Source organism: Longimicrobium sp., from assembly GCA_036377595.1.
In the GTDB taxonomy this organism is placed as follows: domain Bacteria; phylum Gemmatimonadota; class Gemmatimonadetes; order Longimicrobiales; family Longimicrobiaceae; genus Longimicrobium.
In genome coordinates, this window is sequence record DASUYB010000078.1 from 1 (window position 1) to 18951 (window position 18951).

An 18951-nucleotide genomic window follows, 5' to 3' on the forward strand; every position below is an offset into this window, starting at 1 on the left:
GGCGGGCGGGGGACCGTTGGCGGCGCGGCTGCCGGGGACCGCCTCGGTGCGCATCTGCCCGCGCGGCGGGGCGGCGGCGGCGGGGCCGCTGGCCGGGCGCTGGCCGGGCTGGGGAACGGCGGCGCGGACGATGGCCTCGGGGTCCACGTCCGCCATCTCCAGCTCGAAGGTGGGCTGGAAGGGGCGGCCGAAGATGTACTCCATCCGCCCGCGCATGGCCATGTTCAGCCCGAGCGGATAGATCCAGTCGAACAGCGGCCAGCTCTCGCTCCACACCTCGCCGTAGAGCGGCACCGACGCCGCCGCCCGCGCCTCGCCGCTGAAGCGCAGGTACGACAGCGCCATCAGCTCCAGCTCGCCGCGGAAGTAGTAGTTGCCGGCGTCGTAGCCGATGTGCGGCGTCACCCCCAGCGAGGCCTCCGCGCCCAGGCTCCCGTTCAGCCGGATCCCGCCGGAGATCTCCGCCACCGCCAGCCCCAGCGCGATCCCGCCGCCCACGTACAGCGTCGCCTCCGCCCCGGCGGGAAGGAAGAACTGGCCGGAGATGTCGAACTGCGGTGTCACCCCCTCCTGCGTGCCGAACTGGCCGGTGACGACGATGTTGCGCAGCACGCCGGGGCCCACGAAGGCGCGCACGCCGGCGCCCGCCTCGATGTAGGCCACGATCCCCACCGTGCTGTCGACCACGGGGATGGTGAAGCCCCACAGGGGGATGTTCACGCGCGGGAAGGGCCGCTGCCGGTCGATCAGGTTGCGGCGGGGGAAGAGCTCGATCTCGTTGGGCGCGCGGATCTCGCCGCGCACGGCCACGTTGGCCTCGCGGTCGATGTCCACGTTCACCCGCCCGGTCAGCCAGGGGGCGATGCGCGCGGAGACCTCGCCGCCGCCGGAGATGGCCAGCCCGCCGCCCTCCAGCTGCTCCAGGCGCACCGTCACCGAGCCGGCCAGCTCGCCGCGCTGGAAGCCGATCCGCGCCTCGCCGCCGAAGCGCCCCTCGCGGTAGTGCACCGCCAGCTCGCCGGAGAGGCCGGGGAGGCGCGCGACGTCGATCGGCACCCGCCCCTCGCCCTCCAGCTGGCCGTCGCGGTAGCTCAGGGTGATGGAGCCGTTGCGCAGCCCGGGGATCCCCGTCAGCAGGATGGTGGTCCCCATCTCCACCCGCCCCTGCTGGTAGCCGAAGGTCAGGTCCCCCCGGCCGACGGGGCCCAGGCGCACGCCCAGCTGCCCGCGGCCGCTGATCACCCCGTCCTCCATGCGGACGACGATCGACCCGCGCTCCAGCGGCAGCCCCGCGGGGAACTTGTCGGTGGTGATGGTGGCCGTGGCGACCAGGTGCCCGTCGCGATACGACACCGTCCCCTGCACCGGCTGGATCCCGGGGACGTTCACCTGCAGCGAGCCGTCGACCGTGAGGCGGCTATTCTGGTAACCCAGGTTGATGGTGGCCTCGCCCAGCCCCGCGTAGCGCAGCGTAGCGCTCCCCTGTCCGGTGATGCGCCCCTGCCCGCGGTCCGACGCGAAGTCCAGCGAGCCGCTCACGTTCTCCACCGTCAGCCCGGGAACGGGGAGGGTGAGCGCCTCGGGGTTGAAGGTCAGCCCGCCGGTGAGCTGCCCCTCCTCGTAGTTCACCCGCGCCCGCGCGTTGCGGAGGAAGGAGGGAGAGGGGGTGAGCTCCGCGCTCGCGGCCACGCGGCCGTTCACCGAGCGTATCCGCAGCTCCGTCTCGCCGATGCCGCGGAGGTCGATGCGGACGGGAAGGTCGAGCTGGATCACCCCCTCCTCGTTGACCGCCAGCCGCACCTGCGCCGCGTTGCGCACGAAGGGGATGCGCGGCGTGGCGACCAACTCGCCCGCCCCCGTGCGCCCGTCCGGGCCGGCGGTGAAGCTGAGCGAGTCGATGTGCAGCCCGGGGATGGAGGAGCGGTCGGCCGCGCGGAGGATGGCCTCCACCCGCTCGCCCGGCCGCGGCCGGCGGCGAGGAAGACGCGCGACGAAGCGCTGGGGGTTGGTGCGCACCGGCCGCTCCGTCTCCGGCGCGGGGCCTTCCCCGCCGCCGGCGGCGGCCGGAGGCGGGGTGCCGCCGCCGGCCTGCAGGTTCACGCGCCACCCCGCCCGCTGCATCAGCGCTACGAATTCCTGCTGGTTGGCAAAGCGGGAGTGCGTCTCGATGATGCGGATGACGGCGCCGTTGTTCTCGCCCGCGGCGGCGGCGCCTACCTCGACCACCCCGAGCGGCTGGATGGTGGGCGCGCCGCTTCCCAGGAACACGTACTCGCGCAGCACGCCGCCGGACGTGTCGGTGGCCGAGGGGTTGTTGAGCGTGTGCGTGCGGGCGGTGTACTGGCCCACGTACGGGCTGTAGAACACCATCGCGAACTGCGCGAGCGGCTGGCGCTGCTGCTGGTCGGGGTTTCTGCCGAGGTTCACCAGCTGGTCGCGGGTGCTCTCGGGAACCGGCCTCTCGACAGCCGCCATGATCTGATGGCCGCTGGTGCGCGCCATCTGTCCGCGCAGGAACTCTACCGGGTCGCCGTAGTTCCCCTGCTGCCGGCGCGCGAACGACAGCCGCAGCTCGCGCGAGAGGTCCTCGATCCAGATGCGCCGGTTGGTGAGCTCGACCATCAGCCGCGCGGCGGCGTTCTGGTCGGGCGTGAGCGCGTCGACCATGCCGTAGACGAGGCTCCGGACCGCGGCGCGCGCCGCCCCCTGCTTGAACGAGATGGCCTCACCGGGCTCGTCCTTGGGAACGATGCGGACCTCGTCGCCGGCGGTGATCTCGAACTCCAGGGGCTCATCCGATCCGCGGGCGCGAACGCTCACGGTGGTCGGCGTCGTCCCGCCTCCCCCGCCTCCGCCGCCCGGCGGCGATCCGTCCGTCTTCGCCACGCGCGGGCCCACGGCCTGCCGCACCGCGGGCGCGGGGAGCCCCTGCGCCACCGCCCGGCCGACCGTGTCCGCCTCGCGCTCGTAGACGTCCGCCGCCGCGCCGGGGGCAAAGCGCTGGACCTCGCTGCCGCCGCGCTGCTGGACGACGTGGGTCAGCTCGTGCGCCAGCAGCTCCTTCCCCTCCGCCGTCCCCGGGCGGTACTGCCCGGCGGCGAAGTAGACGTGCCGCCCGCGGGCGAAGGCGCGCGCGCCCAGCGCCTTGCACAGCTGGTCGGCGCGCGCGTCGTCGTGCACGCGCACGTCGTCGAAGCGCTCGCGGAAGCGCCGCTCCATCTCCGCGCGCACCGGCGGCTCCAGCGGGCGCCCTTGCCCGGGGTCGCGCTCCAGCTCGCGGAGCGCGCCCTCGGCCGGGTTCGGCTTCGCCGCCGGCCCCGCCGCGGGGGCCGTCTTCGCGGCCTGGCGCTGCACCCCGGCCGCGGCGGCCAGCTCGGCCACGCCGCGGTTCCCCAGCGCCTGCTGCAGCGCGGCGGCGGGGCGCGCGGGCTTCGGCTTCGGCGGCGGCGCCGTGGCCGAGCGCGTCGAAGCGGACGCGGCTGCGGGCTCCTGCGCGCGGGTGCGCTTCACGGCTTCCCCCCGCGCCCGCGGCGGGCCCACTCGGGGTCGCTCCAGGTGCGGCCCAGCTTCTGGAACTCGCGCCGCGCCGCGTGCGCCAGGTGGGGAACGCCGATCACCCCGCCGTTGGCCGCCGCGCGGAACGCCGCCGCCAGCGCGATGTTGCGGATGTTGCCGCCCGCCATCGACAGCTCGCGCGCCAGCAGCCGGAAATCGACGTCCCCGCCGACCGGCGCCTGCGCGGGGAAGGCGCCCTCCCAGATCCGCCGCCGGTGCTCCTCGTCGGGCATGGGAAACTCGACGATCACGTGCATCCGCCGCAGGAACGCCTCGTCCAGGTTCTGCCGGAGGTTGGTCGCGAGGATCACGATCCCGTCGTACTCCTCCATCTTCTGCAGCAGGTAGCCCGTCTCGATGTTGGCGTAGCGGTCGTGCGCGTCCTTCACCTCGCTGCGCTTGCCGAACAGCGCGTCGGCCTCGTCGAAGAAGAGGATGGCCGAGCTGGTGCGCGCCCTCTCGAAGATCTTCGAGAGGTTCTTCTCCGTCTCGCCGATGTACTTGCTGACCACCTGCGAGAGGTCGATGCGGAACAGGTCCAGCCGCAGCTCGCGGGCGATGACCTCCGCGGCCATCGTCTTCCCCGTTCCCGGAGGCCCGGAGAAGAGCACGTTCAGCCCCTTCCCCAGCGAGTGCTTGCGGTCGAATCCCCAGTCCCCGTAGACGCGGGGGCGATGCACCGCCTGGTCGCACACCTCGCGCAGCTGCGCCATCTGGTCGGGCGGGAGGACGATGTCGTCCCAGCCGTAGCGTGCCTCGAGCTTCGCGGCCAGCGCGCCCAGGTCCCGCGCGGCGAGCGAGCGCGCCGCCGCGTAGACGTCGTCCGCCGACGGCGCCGCGCCGGGAGAATGCCACGCGGCCTCGGCGGAAGCGGCGTGGACGGCGGCCTCGATCTCGTCCGGCCCCAGGCGGAAGCGTCCGGCCAGCGCGTCGATCTCCTCGCCGTCCAGCACGCACCCGGCCCCGGCCAGCGCGCGCGTCCAGAACGCCCGTGCCGCGTCGAAGCCGGGAAGGGGCACGGGGATCGAGACCAGGTCCGCCGGCAGCTCGTCCGCGCGGGCCACCGCCCCCGTCCACGCCACCTCGTCGGCGACGACCGTCACCCCGCCGTCGGCCGCGAGGGCGCGGAGGAACGCGCGGAAGTCGCGCCCCCCCTCGCGCCCGCGCAGCGCGGCGATTCCGTCGACGAACAGCACCGCGCCCTGCAGCCACGCCTCGCGGAAGAGCACGCGCAGCAGCTCGGGGGTGATGGATTCCGCCCGCTCCAGGTCGGCGGCGAGGAGCAGCGCCCCCGCGGCGGAGGCCAATCCTTCCGCCACGCGGCGCAGCGGCGCGCCCTCCGGCCCGTGCAGGAGGACGCGGAGCGGCCGCCGCTCGCCCCACGCCAGCGCCGCGAGCGACGCCAGCCCCTCCCCCGTCTCCGCCGGAAGAGGGAGATCGGGGGACGGCGGGGGAATAGCGACGCGGCAGAAGGCGGAGACGCGCGGATCGATCCCCGCTGGGCCGAGGACCAGGCGCACCACCTGCTCGTCCGCGCGGAGGAAATGCGCGAGGAGCGGCGGCGCGGGATGCGATGGATCGGGGACGAGGTGGAGGAGCCCCTCGGAGACGAGGGGCGACGAGGGCGCCAGCCGCGCGCGGGCGGCCAGCTTCTCCTCGGGGTCGCCGCAGAGGAGCGACAGCGCCAGGTCCAGCGTGGGCCTGCGCCGCGCGACGTCGTCCTGCAGGAAGGCGAAGATGCGCTCGTAGCGCAGGTCCAGCTCCGGCGCCAGCGCCACGAGGAGGAGGTCGAGGTCGAGCGGGGTCAGCGCGAACGCCTCCGCCAGCCAGGCGATCCGCCCACCCGCGGGGACGGAGGCGCAGAGCGGCTCGCCGCCGCCATCTCCGAGAGGCGCGCCGGGCTCGCGGCTCAGCAGTGCCTCGGCCACCTCCGCCGCCACGAACAGCCCCGGCAGCGGCGGCCCGGCGCCCGCGCCCTCCTCGCGCGCGGCGGCCACGGCGGCGCGCAGGCGCTCGTCCAGGCGGGCGAGCGCCGGCAGCAGCTCGGCCAGCGCCGACGCGAGCGCGGGCGCTGGGCCGTCGTGGCTGTCGTCTTCGGGTGGGTACGGCATCCCGCGGCGGCTCGGTGGGTGCGGCGTCGTACGCTCTCAGCAGACCGCCCCGTGTGGAAATTTTTCCCACGACGAGGCCAAACAAACGATATCGGATGAACTCGCCGGGGCTCGTCGTCCACCTGCCGAAGGGCCGGCGTTCCGGACCGGAGCCGCCCTGTGGAGCGGACGAGACAGCGGGCTATGGCAGGGCGACAGGGGCAATCCCCGTACCGATAAACGTATGTTTTTAGGGGGAGATGCTAACCGCGTGCGAGATCATCTTGTACCTCTCGATCCTCGTTGGAAGGAACTTTTCACCACAGGCCCAAAGTGGTCGGAGAGTCTGTCCCAGGTGGGTCGGATGCGCCTCACCTCTGCCGTTTTAGCGGGTATTCAGCCGTTCACTCCATGCACCGAGCGGCAGCTAAGGTGTTTACGAGAGCGCTTGAAAGGCTTCCCAGGGGTCGCTTCCGATCCCGGATTCCCTGTTTACCCGACAAGCCGTCGTCCGGATTTTTCCCAAATGTTTCTCCGACCCCGGTTGCCGGAGTTGACGGCGCTCGGCCGGATCGGAAGAGTCCATCCACCCGCCGCAAGTGGACGCGGGTTGGGACGCGCCGGCGGGACGAGGCTCTGCGGAAGCCGATCAGCGTTGACAGCCGCCGCGGCGCGCGGCACTCTACCCGCCGCTTCTCACCATCTCCTGAAATCCTTCCCCGATGCCGACGACGGAGCCGTCCACCTACGAGCGCATCTACGCGGCGGTCCGGCGCATCCCGCGCGGGCGGGTGAGCACGTACGGGCGGGTGGCGGAGCTGGCGGGGCTCGGCGGCGCCGCGCGGCAGGTGGGATACGCGCTGCACGCGCTGCCGCCGCACACCACCGTCCCCTGGCACCGCGTGATCAACGCGCGGGGGACGATCAGCCTGCGCCGCGGCGGCGGGCACGAGCTGGAGCAGCGCTTCCTGCTGGAGGCGGAGGGCGTCGGCTTCGACGCGAACGGGAGGGTGTCGCTGGAGCGCTTCGGCTGGCGCGGCGGCCGCAAGCGGCGGAAGGGCGAGGATTCGCCGGAGTGACGTCGTACCACGCTCGGCGATGAACGATTACGCAAGCAGAGCGGGGCGCACCGGCCGGTGCGCCCCGCTTTCATCATTCTTCGATCTCCGCCATCCACCGTGGCGGCTCCATCCCGGTGGAGCGGTAGACCCGGCGCAGCACGTCCACCACGGCGCGCCTCCCCTCGGTCATGGCCGGGTCGGGGAGCCCTTCCAGCAGCAGCCCCAGCGCGATGCGGATCGTCTCCTCGTCCGGGCCCAGGCCGCGGCCGTTGCGCACGTACCACTCGCGCATCTTGCGCTGGGTGGAGCTGCGCGGCGTGGCCGCCTCGTCGAGCGACTTGGCGAGGCCGGTGGGCGTCATTCCCACGGCGCGGGCGGCGGGGCGCAGTCCGTCGCGCTCGATGGCGGCGCGGAGGGCCTGTCGCACGACGTCGAGCGCCACCTGGCGAGGCGCCTTCATGAACACCTCACCCTGGCCGCAGCGGCGGCCCGTCTAAGTCGTCTACAAACTGTACGGTTACACCGGGCAGATTAGCGGGACGAGCGGCTCGCCGCAAGCCTCGGGTGGTGTCCGGGTTTGTCGCCGCGTCCTCGCCCGCCCCGTCGTCGCTCCCTCCCGGCCCGGCATCCAGGCTCCGCACGCCCGGGTTTTCCGCCCATATTCCCATGCGCGCGCCCGCGACGCGCCGCGTGTGCGGATCGCGCTGGAAAGCTATCCGCGCGGGCGGACGAAGGTCTCAAAGAGCTCGTCGAGCGTCTGCTGCGGGTCGCCGCAGAGGCCCTCGTGCACGGGGGAGGGCTGGATGACGTCGGAGCGCGGGCTGGTGAGCCAGTGGAAGCGCTCGGAGGTGGGGGCCAGGGCCACGGGACCCGCGGCGGGATCGCCGTCGCAGACGGCGCGGCAGGCCTCGAGGTAGCGGGCGAGCAGGTCGGCGTCCACGCCGGGGACCATCGCGCGCAGCGCCGCCGGGTCGGTCACCACGCGCGCGCGCAGGAAGCCGGCGGTGCGCGCGTGCAGCACCACGCCCACGTTGACGAACGCGCCCAGGTACGGGTGCGGCACCGCGCGGATGAACGCGAAGTTGTACGCGGTCGCGGCGCTCATCGGCGTGCGGAGAGCTTGCGGGGCGGCTCGCGCAGCGCGGCCTCGCGCGCGCGGGCCGCCTCGGCGGCGAAGGCGCGCGGCGCGGCGAGCCGCGTGCGCAGGTACCGGCGGTAGCGATCGCGCGCCTCGCCGGCCGAATCGAACTCCGCCCCAGCCACGGCGTCCATCAGCAGCGCCTCGGGCACCCTCTCCATCACCCCCGCCACCACCTCGTCCGTCAGCATCCCCGAAAGCCGCTCGTCCGCCGCCTCGATGTCGCCCGCGCGGCGCAGGAGGACGTGGTCCTTCACCAGGGGGAAGGGCGTGCGGGTGCGCGCCTCGTCCACCGAGCGCCAGTCGTAGTGCGCGTACAGCGCCGCGCCGTGGTCGATCAGCCACGGGCGGCGGTCCCACACCAGGAGGTTGGGGTTGCGGTGCGTGCGGTCGGGGTTGGTGACCAGCGAGTCGAACCAGACCAGGTCGGCCGAGAACTCCGGCGTCACCATCTCCCCCGCGGCGTAGCCGTCGAAGTTGAAGGCGCCGTCCAGGTAGCGCAGCCCCACGTTGGGGCCGTGGCTCTTGCGCAGGAGGTCCTGGATCTCGGCGTCGGGCTCGCTGCGGCCGAAGGGCGGCGGCACCTCGATCACCGCCAGCTCGGGGACGGGGAATCCCAGCGCCTGCGCCAGCATCCCCACCACCAGCTCGGCCACCAGCACCTTGGCGCCCTGACCCGCCCCGCGGAACTTCACCACGAAGCGCCCGCCGCCGTCGGTGTCGACGATGGCTGGCAGCGAGCCGCCCTCGCGGAGCGGCTGCAGGTAGCGCGTTGCGGTGAACGTCGGGAGATCGGACACGAGCTGGAGATTGGGTGACGGCGCACGGACGGCCCGCTGCGCGCGCACAACCTACCGCGCCGCGGGCGGGAGCGGGAGACGGGGGGATCGATGGCGGGGTCGAGATCGGTCTTCAACAACCGGGATTTGCGCCGCCGCGAGTGGCCCCCTCCCCCCGACCCCCTCCCCCGCTGCGCGGGAGCGGGGGAGAACTCAGCGCGGGGGGAAATATCAGCGCCTCGAGCTGAATCCCTCGCCACGCTGAGGTCTCCCCTCCCCCATCCCTCCCCCCTCGTGGGGGAGGGGCCGGGGGTGGGGGGGAGCCGGCGGCCGCGCCGGCATCCGCTGGACCGGTTCTGGCAGCGGCCCGCCGGGATCGCAATGGCCTGCCACCCGGATCGGGGAGATGGAGATGACGGAGAGCGGACAGCGCAACGAGATGCCATACCGCACGCTCGGCCGCACCGGCGAGCGCGTGTCGGCCGTCGGCCTCGGAGGGTGGCACCTGGCGCTGAAGCACGTCGACGCGGCGCTGGCCGAGCGCATCATCCACAGCGCCATCGACCGCGGCGTCAACTTCATGGACAACTCGTGGGACTACAACGAGGGCGCCAGCGAGGAGCGGATGGGCAGGGCGCTCCGCGACGGCTGGCGCGAGAAGGTCTTCCTGATGACCAAGATCGACGGCCGCTCGAAGAAGGAGGCCGCGCGCCAGCTCGACGAGTCGCTCAAGCGGCTGAAGACCGACCGCATCGACCTGGTTCAGCACCACGAGGTGATCCGCTTCGACGACCCGCACCGCATCTTCGATGGCGACGGCGCCAACGCGGCGCTGCTCGAGGCCAGGCAGGCGGGGAAGCTGCGCTACATCGGCTTCACCGGGCACAAGGACCCGCAGATCCATCTCCACACGCTGCGGGTGGCCGAGGAGAACGGCTTCGCCTTCGACGCCGTGCAGATGCCGCTGAACGTGATGGACGCGCACTACCGCAGCTTCGAGAAGCTCGTCCTTCCCGAGCTGGTGCGGCGGGAGATCGGGGTGCTGGGGATGAAGAGCATGGCCAACGGCATCATCCTCAAGTCCGGCACGGTGACGGCCACGGAGTGCCTGCGCTACGCGCTCAACCTTCCCACCTCCGTGGTGATCACCGGCTGCGACAGCATGGAGATCCTGGACCAGGCGATCGAGGCTGCGCGCACCTTCCGCCCGCTCGGCCGCGACGAGGTGGACGCGCTGCTGGCGAAGACCGCCGACGCCGCCGCGCGCGGCCGCTTCGAGCCGTTCAAGACCTCGTCGATCTTCGACGCCACCGCCAGCAACCCCGAGTGGCTCGGCGAGGAGCCGGAGCACGTGCAGGAGTTGATGCCGGCGTGACTGCTGGGTGCTGAGGGCTGAGTGCGAGGGGCTGGATTCCGGGCGAATGAATTCGCGGCAACAACAGCACAAAGTCCCTCCGGGACTGGGGCCAAGGCATTCGTGGCGGCGACCCGCATCGCGATGGCGCTGGGGCAATTGTTACTTCACATCTCCAATTGAATGAACGACCGTGACGCGCTCGCCCTCCTCCGCGCCGCCATCCCGTCCGCCGACAGGGAGACATGGGCGGACCTCGGCGCGGGCGGCGGAACCTTCACGCGCGCGCTGGCGGCGCTCGTCGGCCCTTCCGGCCACGTGATCGCGGTCGACGCGGACGAGCGGGCGCTGGCCGGACTGCGGCGGTGGGCGGATGCGTTGCGCGGTGGCCCGGCGGTCACCCTGCTCCGCGCGGACATCGCGGGCGCGTTCGACCTGCCGCCGGTGGACGGGGTGGTGATGGCGAACGTGCTCCACTTCATCGCGGAGCCGGAGGCGGCGCTCGCGCGGATCGCCGCGCATCTCGAGCCCGGCGGGCGGCTGGTGCTGATCGAGTACGAGGGGCGGCGGCCGAGCCGGTGGGTGCCGTACCCGGTCTCCGCCGCGCGCTTCGCGGAGTTCGCGGCGGGCGCGGGGCTGGCGCCGCCGCGCGTCGCCGCCACGCGCCCGTCCGCGTTCGGCGGCCATCTCTACGTCGCCGTCGCCACGCGCGCCATGGCATGACGAAATCCGCGGCGATGCTGGACACCGCCGCCGCGCGGACGCATCGTTGCCGGGCCGACAATGCAGTCTCCATCCCCACCCGCCGGAGGCTCTCCGTGCCCGCATCGCGCCCGATCCTCGCCACGCTCGCCATCCCCATCGCCCTGCTCGCCCTTGCCGCGCCGGTGCGCGCGCAGGAGACGCCGCGCCCGCTCGCCGCGCTCGCCTTCATGTCCGGCTGCTGGCGCGGCGACGCGGGCGTGGACAAGTCGATCGAGGAGCACTGGACGGCCGCGGATTCGGACATGATGCTGGCGACGACGCGCTACCTCGACGACAACACGGGGCGGACGCGCGCGTGGGAGCTGAGCCGCATCGTGGCCGACTCGGCGGGGATTGCGCTCCTTCCCGCGCCGCGCGGCGAGCAGCGGGGCCGCTTCCGCCTGACCGCCAGCGCGCCCGGCGACGCGCGCTTCGAGGACCCGGCGCACGACTTCCCCAGGCGCATCCTCTACCGCCGCGTCGACGCGCGCCACCTGGCCGTCCGCATCGACGCCGGCGAGAACGACCGCGAGGCGCAGGAGTGGCGGCTGGAGCTCGTCGCCTGCCCGGCGCCGCGGTAGTTGGCGGGACCAAACCACCATCTCAATCCGCAACGATCTTCCCCGCGAACCGCATGGCCCGCCTCCCCCACGCCTCCGAGATCTACGCAGCAACAGAGTTGTGGCGAAACCGGGCGTTGCTCCGTGATGAATCGGTGCTGCAAGACAGCGGAGGCTTCTGGGCCATCAACAATGTCCGCTACCTCCGCGCCGCCATCATTCCCGACGCTCCCACGCCGGGAATCGCGGGACTCGAAGAAGCCCTCCGGCTGCAGATCGCCTCCCGGCAGCCCGAGGTCATCCGCCTCGCGGCCGAGATGATGTGGATGCTTTTCCTGTTCCCGCGGTCCCTGGCGCCAAAGCGGAAACGGGAGCTGATCGGCACGGTGTGGGGATGGTCGAAAGCCAAGCTCGACCTGAGCAATTCCCTGCTGTCCGACGCGGTGATGGCCGGGGTCGGCGACGCGGGCCGGGCATTCAACACGCATCGCGACCGTGAGTTCGAGGCGTTGGTCGAGGTCACGATCGCCCTGAAGGAGGCGGGAAGCAGCATCACTTCGATCTCTCCCCGGCAGTTCGGAGAACTGATCGATCGCGTTCCGAAAGCCGCCGGGCGCAAGATCCGGAACATGCTGCTTCACCTGTACCATCCGGACCATTACGAGCCGATCGCCTCGAACACGCACAAGCGCCAGATCGTCAGGGGGTTCGCGGATCTGCTGCCCGATGGCGAGCAGCCGAAAACCAAGCCGTTGATCGAAGTCGACGATCAGCTCCTCGTCATCCGCCGCAAGCTGCAGGAGCGGTCTCCCGACAGGCAGGTCGACTTCTACGATCCGCTGATGCAGGCGGTCTGGAACCCGCCCGCCGAGGCCGCGCCGCAAAAGAAGGCGCGCAGGCCGACGATGAAGCAGGCGGCCAGCGCGGCGGAGGAAGCGGCCAGGGCGGCGGAGGAAACGGCGAAGGTGGCCGAGCCGGATCTCGTCGCGCAGGAAGCGGACGTGGTCGAGAAGGCAAGCGAGGTCGAGCAGTCTTCGGCCACGGAGGAACACCCCCTGCCGGAGGCGGCGAACGACGAGACGCGGGCGGGCGTGTGGTTCGCGAACGAGCTTGCACAACGTGCGAGCCTCCCCGCGCCAACTGCGGACCTCCTCTTCGCCAGCCTGATCCACCAGTCCTCGGACCCGGAATACGGCTCGCCGGCCGCGGCCGCGGTCAACGAGCTGATGGCCAAGTCGCTCGCCGCGCGCGGGCAGACTCTGTCTCCCGCGCAGGTGATGACGGCTCACTACGCGGTCGATCCGAACGAAGTGACGACCGTGCAGACCGGGTGGTCGCCGGGCGCGGCACTGTCGCCCATCCTCGACGCCGCCGACCAGGTTCGCACGGGGGTAGGCCAGCCGCGGCTGCAGCCACTTTCGCCACGCCACATCCTCACCGTCCTGCTCCGTCCCGGCCCACACTCCGTCACCGCCATCCTCCGCGGACTGGGCTTCGATCCCGCGGAGCTTCGCGCGGCGCTGCTCGACTCCATCCTCGGGCGGCGGCTGGGCGAAGACCCCGTGGAATGGCGGCGCCTGCTCGAGATCGACGAGACGCCCACGCCGGACGTGGACATCTACGCCGGCTTCAGCACCGACGCGCTGCGGACCGGCGACGCGGCGGGGATCACCCGCAAGGACGACCGGCTGAACGTGATGCGCGACGTCACCGCGCTGGCCGAGGTGCTCGGCGCGCGGGACACCAAGCCGCCGCTGGCCGTGGGCCTGTTCGGCGACTGGGGGACGGGGAAGAGCTTCTTCATGGAGCTGCTGCGGCAGGAGATCGAGCTGCTCGGCACGCAGAACCACGAGTTCTACTGCAACCGCGTGGTGCAGGTGTGGTTCAACGCCTGGCACTACATGGAGTCGAACCTGTGGGCCAGCCTGGCCGCGCGCGTGTTCGAGGAGCTGGCGGAGCACATCGAGACCAAGTGGGCGCTGCCGAAGGACGAGCGCGAGGAGCTGTTCAAGCAGCTGCAGCAGAGCCAGGGCGTGCTGGCCGAGGCCGTGGCCGAGCGCGAGGAGGCCACCCGTCGGCTGAGCGGCATCCAGGCGCGGCAGAACGACCGGCGGCAGCAGATGCGGGACGCGGCGTCGGCCGCGCTCGACGAAGCGGTCGCCACGCTGGGGAAACGGCCCGAGATCCAGGAAGCGCTGCGCGACGCCAAGAAGCGCCTGGGGCTGACCGCCGCCGAGGCCGACATCACCATGGTCGTCGACGAGGCGCGGCGCCTCCGCTCGCTCGGCGGGCGAATCATGGCGCTCGCCCGCACGCTGTGGCGCAGGCCGGTGTTCCTGCTGCTCGGCATCGCCCTCTTCGCCGCGCTCACCGTCGGCGCCACGCTGCTGATCGAGAACGCCGATTTCCTGAGCGGGGCGTCGCAGGTGGTGGCGACCGCGGCGGCGTGGCTGGCGGCCGCGGCGGTGGCCGTGGCGCCCGTGGCGCTGCAGGTGTCGCGCGGCGTGGCGTGGATCGAGGACGTGGCCACGCGGCTGCAGCAACGCCGCGACTCCGCGCAGCGGCAGCGAGAGCTCGCCATCAACAACGAGCTGGACCGCCTGAAGGAGCGCGAGCGCGAGGCGCAGGCCCGCGTCGACGCGCTGAACCGCGAGATCGAGGACCTGCGCGCGGGGCGGCGGCTGCAGCGCTTCATCCTCGAACGCCACACCTCGGCCGAGTACCGCCAGCACCTGGGGCTGGTGAACCTGATCCGCAAGGACTTCGAGCAGCTCAGCAAGCTCCTGATCGAGTCCGAGAAGGAGAGCGCCGCCTCGCCGGGAGGTGATGGGAAGAAGGCGGTCGCCACGAACGTCCTGACGGTTCCGCGACAGGCCGAAGCGGACGTCGACGTGGAGGCATCAGCCGTCTCGAACGCGGAGGATCAGCCGGCGACCGGCGAGGGCGCGCCCGCGGGCGAGACGAAGCCGGCGCCGCTCCCCAGGATCGACCGCATCATCCTCTACATCGACGACCTGGACCGCTGCCCTGAGGAGCGCGTGGTGCAGGTGCTCCAGGCGGTGCACCTGCTGCTGGCCTTCCCCCTCTTCGTGGTCGTCGTCGGCGTCGACTCGCGCTGGCTGCTGCTGTCGCTGGAGGATCACTACGCCGCGCTCCGCGGCAGCTCCACCCGCACGCGCGACGAAGACGGCAAGCAGGAGAGGAAGAAGTCCGAGTCCGAGTGGAGCACCACGCCGCAGAACTACCTGGAGAAGATCTTCCAGATCCCCTTCTCCCTGCGGCCGATGGAGTCCGGCGGCTTCGGCCAGCTCGTCACCTCCCTCCTCCCGATCACCGAGGAGGACGAGGAGACGAAGGACGACGCCGAGGCCACCGACGACCATGGCGGCACGGCGCACGAATCAGAGGTCGATCAGCAGCAGGAGCTCGATTCTCACGAGGACGAGGAGGAGATCGACGCTGCGGCGGACGAGGAGATGGACGAGGAAGAGGAGGTCGTGGAAGACGAATCGTCGGACGGCGGCGACGAGGCCGATGCGGCGGATCACGCGGGTGAGACCGACGCGGGAGATGGCGCCGGTGGCGAGGCTAAGGCGAAAGCCGAGGAGAAGCTGATCGCGAAGCCGAACCCGCTGGGGCTCACCATCAGCAAGGGCGAGCGCGACTTCATCGCCAGGCTGCACCCGCTGATCGCGTCGCCGCGCGCGCTGAAGCGCTTCACCAACGTGTACCGCTTCCTGCGCGTGCAGCAGCGCGGCGCCGCGCTCGACCGTTTCCGCGGCAGCGACGGCCGCGCGGGCGAGTTCGAGGTCGTGGCGCTGCTCCTCGGCGCCGTCGTGGGCTACCCGGCCGAGGCCGCGCACCTGCTCCGCGCCGTGCTCGCCAACCGCGACGCGGAGTGGTGGGCGCTGGTGGAGAAGCTCAGCGACGCCGGCGCGGAGGAAGACGCGAAGACGCGCGCCGAAGCGGCCGCCGCCGCGCCGTCCCCGTTCGCCGAGGACGGGCGGCGGACGCTGCGCGAGGCGCTGCTGGAGGTGAAGAAGTCGGTGGAGATCGGCGCTCACACGCCCCGCACCTTCGCGAACTGGACGCGCGAGGTGGCGCGCTTCTCCTTCCAGTCCGGCCGCATCCTCTCCATCCGCGGCGCGGAGGAAGAAGAGGAGGAGCCGGAGGAGAGCCCGGCGTAACATCGCAGCATCTTCTACCGATTTCCGAATTCGCCTTGCACACCGTGCATTGGACGAAGGAATGTCATTCCGAAGGCGCTGCGCCGCCCTTTCCTCCGTGCCGTAGCCGTGGCGCCTGAGGAATCTGTGGCCGGCTTCCGAGCCACAGCCCGCCTGTCGCTCGGACGCATGCCACAGATCCCTCGGGCGCCAACCGTCCGCGCAGACGCATACTCGAAGCGGCGCCCTCGGGATGACATCATCTCATGATCAGATGCGGGGTTCATCGGTAGACCGATCTCCATCTCCAAAACACTAGCGCCGGCGGAGAAAATCTCCGCCGGCGCTCGTCTTTGTCGTCGAACCTTGGTCAGTCGTCGACCTTGCGGAGGTCGCCCATGGGGCCGGCGAGCGAGCCGTCGCTGTTGCGGGTCAGCACCATGTTGCCGCCCTCGGCGTTCTTCAGGATCACCCGGTCGCCGTCCATCTCGAACGGCACCTGCGTGGTGCCGGCCATGGGGATGGTGACGTAGGCGTTGTCGCCCTTGAACTCCACCTGCATCATCCCGTTGCTGGTGGCGTATTTCCCGTCGAGGTGGTGGCCGCACGCGGCGAGCGCCAGCGTGGCCACGGCGATGGAGAGGCGGCGGAGGGACGATGGGATCATGGGACGTGTCTCCTGACAGGGTTGAAGCGGCAGTCCTTCGGGGGGTGACGTGCCCGGGCTTCATCCGCCGTCGAGGTGCGCGGAGCCGTGATTCGCGTGGGGATGGCTCCGCGCCCGCGCCGGTCCGCTCCGCGCTGCGGGCCGGTGGACGGCGGGGGAGACGCTTGCCGGCGTCGGGATCCGGGAGAGGGCTGAAGGGTGTGCGCACGATCGGCCGCCGGGCGATCCGGCGAGCCTGTCCGCGACCACGGCGGCGGGCCCCGCGGAGAGGCCGCGCGCAGTCGAATACGACGGTCCGGCGAGATCCGTTTCACGCACGGGAGCGCCGCGGAGGAGGGGAGACGGCGGAGGGTTCGCCGCCCGCGGGCGCCGGCCGCCGCGACGGCGCGGCGAGCGAGAGCTGCGCGGGGGGAGATCACGCCGCCCGCGCGCAGGCCCATCCAGAGCGATGGACGGAAATCACGATACGCGCGATCCCCCGCCCGCGCCACGATCTTGTTCAACCCTGCCGGCGACGGCCGTCCCGGCGGAAACGCGCCCTGCCCGGCCATCCACTTCACTGCGCAGCGGTCCCGTCATCCCCCCGTTCGACCGGAGACGCCACGATGCCCTCCCGCGCCCTCCCCATCCTCGCCGCACCCCTGCTGCTCGCGCTCGCGTGCCGCGGACCCGGCGCGGCGCCGGCCCCTGCACCGGCTCGCGTCGCCGTGCCGGACACCAGTCCGTACGCCGTGGTGCGGCCCAGGCCCGGCGTGCTGCACCGCATCATCCTGATCGGCGACGCCGGCAAGGCGAAGGACGGCGACTCGGTGATGGTGGCGCTGCACGAGGTGGCGGCACAGCACCCGAGCACCACCGTGCTCTTCCTCGGTGACAACGCCTATCCGTGCGGCATCACCCGGTGGACGAGGACGCCGCCCGCGATCTGCCGCATGCGCGTTCCCCCCGGCACCGCGGAGTCGCCCGCCGAGTACGCCAACCGGCAGGCCCGCTCGCGGCTGATGGCGCAGATCCACGCGCTCGGCGGCACCCAGGCCCAGGGCTACTTCATCCCCGGCAACCACGACTGGTACGGCGACACCATCGCGGGGCGCGCGGGCGCCGACGCCATCCGCCGCGAGGGGGAGATCATCCGCCAGGCGCGCGACTCGTCGTACCGCGTGGCCATGCTCCCCGACAACACCTGCCCGGGGCCCGAGTCGATCGACCTTCCGCGCGTGCGCCTGATCATTCTCGACACGCAGAGGCTGCTGCGCATCTTCGAAGACGCGCGCCGCAGGCAGCCCCGGCTGCGGCCGCCGCCGGACTGCCGCTTCTGGACGCCTGCCCAGATCGGTCCCGAGCTGGCGCGGCTGGTGCGCGGCGCCCGCGACGAGGGGCGGGAGGTGGTCGTCGCGTCACACCATCCGCCGGTGACGTACGGCTCCCACTGCCCCCGCTTCACCCGGCGCGCCATCAACTGGCTGCGCGGCCCGGGAGAGCGCGCCGTCACCCGCGACCGCTTCGGCCCGCAGCAGGACGTGCGCACGCCGGCCTACGACCGGATGCGGCTCTTCATGGCCGAGACCTTCCAGGAAAGCCCGCCGCTGGTCTACGCGGGCGGGCACGACCACAGCCTGCAGGTGATCCGCACCCGGCTGGTGGCGAACCGCACGGGGTGCGCGCTGGCCGCCGCCGCGGCAGCCAACGTGATCGTCAGCGGCGCGGGCTCGAACCTGTCGGCGGTCAAGCCGTGGGCGGGGCTGCAGCCCGACGTGCCGAGCGCGCGCGGGTTTGTGGTGCTGGACGTCTCGCCCGACGAGTTCCGCGTGAGGATCGTCCAGCCCGCGGCGATCCTGCGGGGCGCGCATCCGGACAACGCGGCCGGGTACGTGCTCACGCGCTAAGTAGATAGTCCTGAGTCCCAAGTCCTGAATCCTAAGTCCTGAGTCCTAAGTCCTGAGTGCTAAGTCCTGAGTGCTGAACTGCACAGATGATAGCGATCCGGAAACTCAGGACTTGGGACTCAGGACTACGTACTGGATGGTCTCTCCGGACAGCGATGCCGTCGCCCTGCCCACACCGTATCTCCCCCGCGCGGCGCAGCTTGGAGGGTGGCGATCTGCGGGCGCGGGATGCGTCCGGCATCGCCGGAAACCGGAGGAGGGAGCATGAGCACGCTCGTACACGAGCTGGAGCGCTCGCGCGCGCACCCGGTGGACGTGCGCGTGCCGCCGCAGACGAAGGGCCGCGACCGGCTGACGACGGGGTTCCGCATCTTCCTGGCGCTGCCGCACCTGCTGCTGGTGGGCGCGCCCGTGGCGGCCACGGTCTCGTGGACGTGGGGATCGGACCGCACCCCCGTGGCCAACTGGGGTGCCGGCGGGGCGCTGGGCGCGGTCGCCGGCGTCTGCGCGCTGATCGCGTGGTTCGCGATCCTGTTCACGGGGAAGTATCCCGACGGACTGAGGAGCCTGGTGATGCTGTACCTGCGCTGGCGCGTACGCGCGGTGGCGTATACCGCGCTGCTGCGCGACGAGTACCCGCCGTTCGGCGACGGCCCCTACCCCGCCGAACTGGCGCTGGAGCCGGCGGACATGCCGCGCGACAAGCTGGCGGTGGGCTTCCGCATCGTCCTGGCGATCCCGCACCTGGTCTGCGTGTGGGCGCTGTCGATGGTGTGGGGCGTCACCACGCTGATCGCGTGGTTCGCCATCCTGCTGACGGGCGAGTATCCGGAGGGGCTGTACCGCTTCGGCGTGAGCGTCTTCCGCTGGAACACGCGGGTGGAGGCGTACCTCCTCCTGCTGCACGACGCGTATCCGCCGTTCTCGCTCGAGTAGGGGGAAAGGGGAGGA

Annotated in this window: 13 protein-coding genes; 7 read left to right on the forward strand and 6 right to left on the reverse strand. The window is 72.0% G+C overall.

What is annotated here, in order from left to right; all coding sequences use genetic code 11:
• Nucleotides 1-3510: DUF4157 domain-containing protein (locus VF092_11060; GenBank protein ID HEX6747821.1), on the reverse strand; the 3510-nt coding region annotated here is incomplete at its 3' end.
• Nucleotides 3507-5666: an ATP-binding protein gene (locus VF092_11065; GenBank protein HEX6747822.1), complete on the reverse strand. Its 2160-nt coding sequence runs from the start codon at nucleotides 5664-5666 to the stop codon at nucleotides 3507-3509. The genes VF092_11065 and VF092_11060, both read right to left, overlap by 4 nt.
• A 701-nt stretch (nucleotides 5667-6367) precedes the next feature.
• On the opposite strand from VF092_11065, the gene VF092_11070 reads away from it, so the two are divergent.
• The gene (locus VF092_11070) at nucleotides 6368-6724 is read left to right on the forward strand and encodes an MGMT family protein (GenBank protein HEX6747823.1); all 357 of its coding nucleotides are present in this window, start codon (nucleotides 6368-6370) and stop codon (nucleotides 6722-6724) included.
• 73 nt (nucleotides 6725-6797) lie between these two features.
• Here the strand turns inward: VF092_11070 and VF092_11075 are convergent, their stop codons facing one another.
• The 3 genes from VF092_11075 to VF092_11085 all read right to left on the reverse strand — a co-directional run bounded on the left by VF092_11075 (nucleotide 6798) and on the right by VF092_11085 (nucleotide 8644).
• Nucleotides 6798-7166, reverse strand: coding sequence for a hypothetical protein (locus tag VF092_11075; protein ID HEX6747824.1), 369 nt, complete (start codon nucleotides 7164-7166; stop codon nucleotides 6798-6800).
• A 252-nt stretch (nucleotides 7167-7418) separates the two neighbouring features.
• On the reverse strand, nucleotides 7419-7811 hold the full coding sequence (locus tag VF092_11080; GenBank protein HEX6747825.1) for a DUF3037 domain-containing protein: 393 nt from the start codon (nucleotides 7809-7811) through the stop codon (nucleotides 7419-7421).
• On the reverse strand, nucleotides 7808-8644 hold the full coding sequence (locus VF092_11085; GenBank protein ID HEX6747826.1) for a HipA family kinase: 837 nt from the start codon (nucleotides 8642-8644) through the stop codon (nucleotides 7808-7810). The genes VF092_11080 and VF092_11085 overlap by 4 nt, the downstream gene beginning before the upstream one ends.
• A gap of 391 nt (nucleotides 8645-9035) precedes the next feature.
• Between VF092_11085 and VF092_11090 the strand changes: the two genes are divergently transcribed.
• The 4 genes from VF092_11090 to VF092_11105 all read left to right on the forward strand — a co-directional run bounded on the left by VF092_11090 (nucleotide 9036) and on the right by VF092_11105 (nucleotide 15468).
• Nucleotides 9036-9998, forward strand: coding sequence for an aldo/keto reductase (locus VF092_11090; protein ID HEX6747827.1), 963 nt, complete (start codon nucleotides 9036-9038; stop codon nucleotides 9996-9998).
• 162 nt (nucleotides 9999-10160) lie between these two features.
• Nucleotides 10161-10700 (forward strand): class I SAM-dependent methyltransferase, encoded by a 540-nt coding sequence (locus VF092_11095; protein HEX6747828.1) that lies wholly within the window; start codon nucleotides 10161-10163, stop codon nucleotides 10698-10700.
• A 95-nt stretch (nucleotides 10701-10795) separates the two neighbouring features.
• Nucleotides 10796-11302 (forward strand): DUF6265 family protein, encoded by a 507-nt coding sequence (locus VF092_11100; protein HEX6747829.1) that lies wholly within the window; start codon nucleotides 10796-10798, stop codon nucleotides 11300-11302.
• 134 nt (nucleotides 11303-11436) lie between these two features.
• Nucleotides 11437-15468 (forward strand): P-loop NTPase fold protein, encoded by a 4032-nt coding sequence (locus VF092_11105; GenBank protein ID HEX6747830.1) that lies wholly within the window; start codon nucleotides 11437-11439, stop codon nucleotides 15466-15468.
• 349 nt (nucleotides 15469-15817) lie between these two features.
• Here the strand turns inward: VF092_11105 and VF092_11110 are convergent, their stop codons facing one another.
• Nucleotides 15818-16114, reverse strand: coding sequence for a hypothetical protein (locus VF092_11110; GenBank protein HEX6747831.1), 297 nt, complete (start codon nucleotides 16112-16114; stop codon nucleotides 15818-15820).
• 605 nt (nucleotides 16115-16719) lie between these two features.
• On the opposite strand from VF092_11110, the gene VF092_11115 reads away from it, so the two are divergent.
• Nucleotides 16720-18000 (forward strand): hypothetical protein, encoded by a 1281-nt coding sequence (locus tag VF092_11115; protein ID HEX6747832.1) that lies wholly within the window; start codon nucleotides 16720-16722, stop codon nucleotides 17998-18000.
• 264 nt (nucleotides 18001-18264) lie between these two features.
• Entirely contained in the window at nucleotides 18265-18936 is a 672-nt protein-coding gene (locus tag VF092_11120; protein HEX6747833.1) for a DUF4389 domain-containing protein, read from the forward strand.
• Nucleotides 18937-18951: the final 15 nt, after the last annotated feature.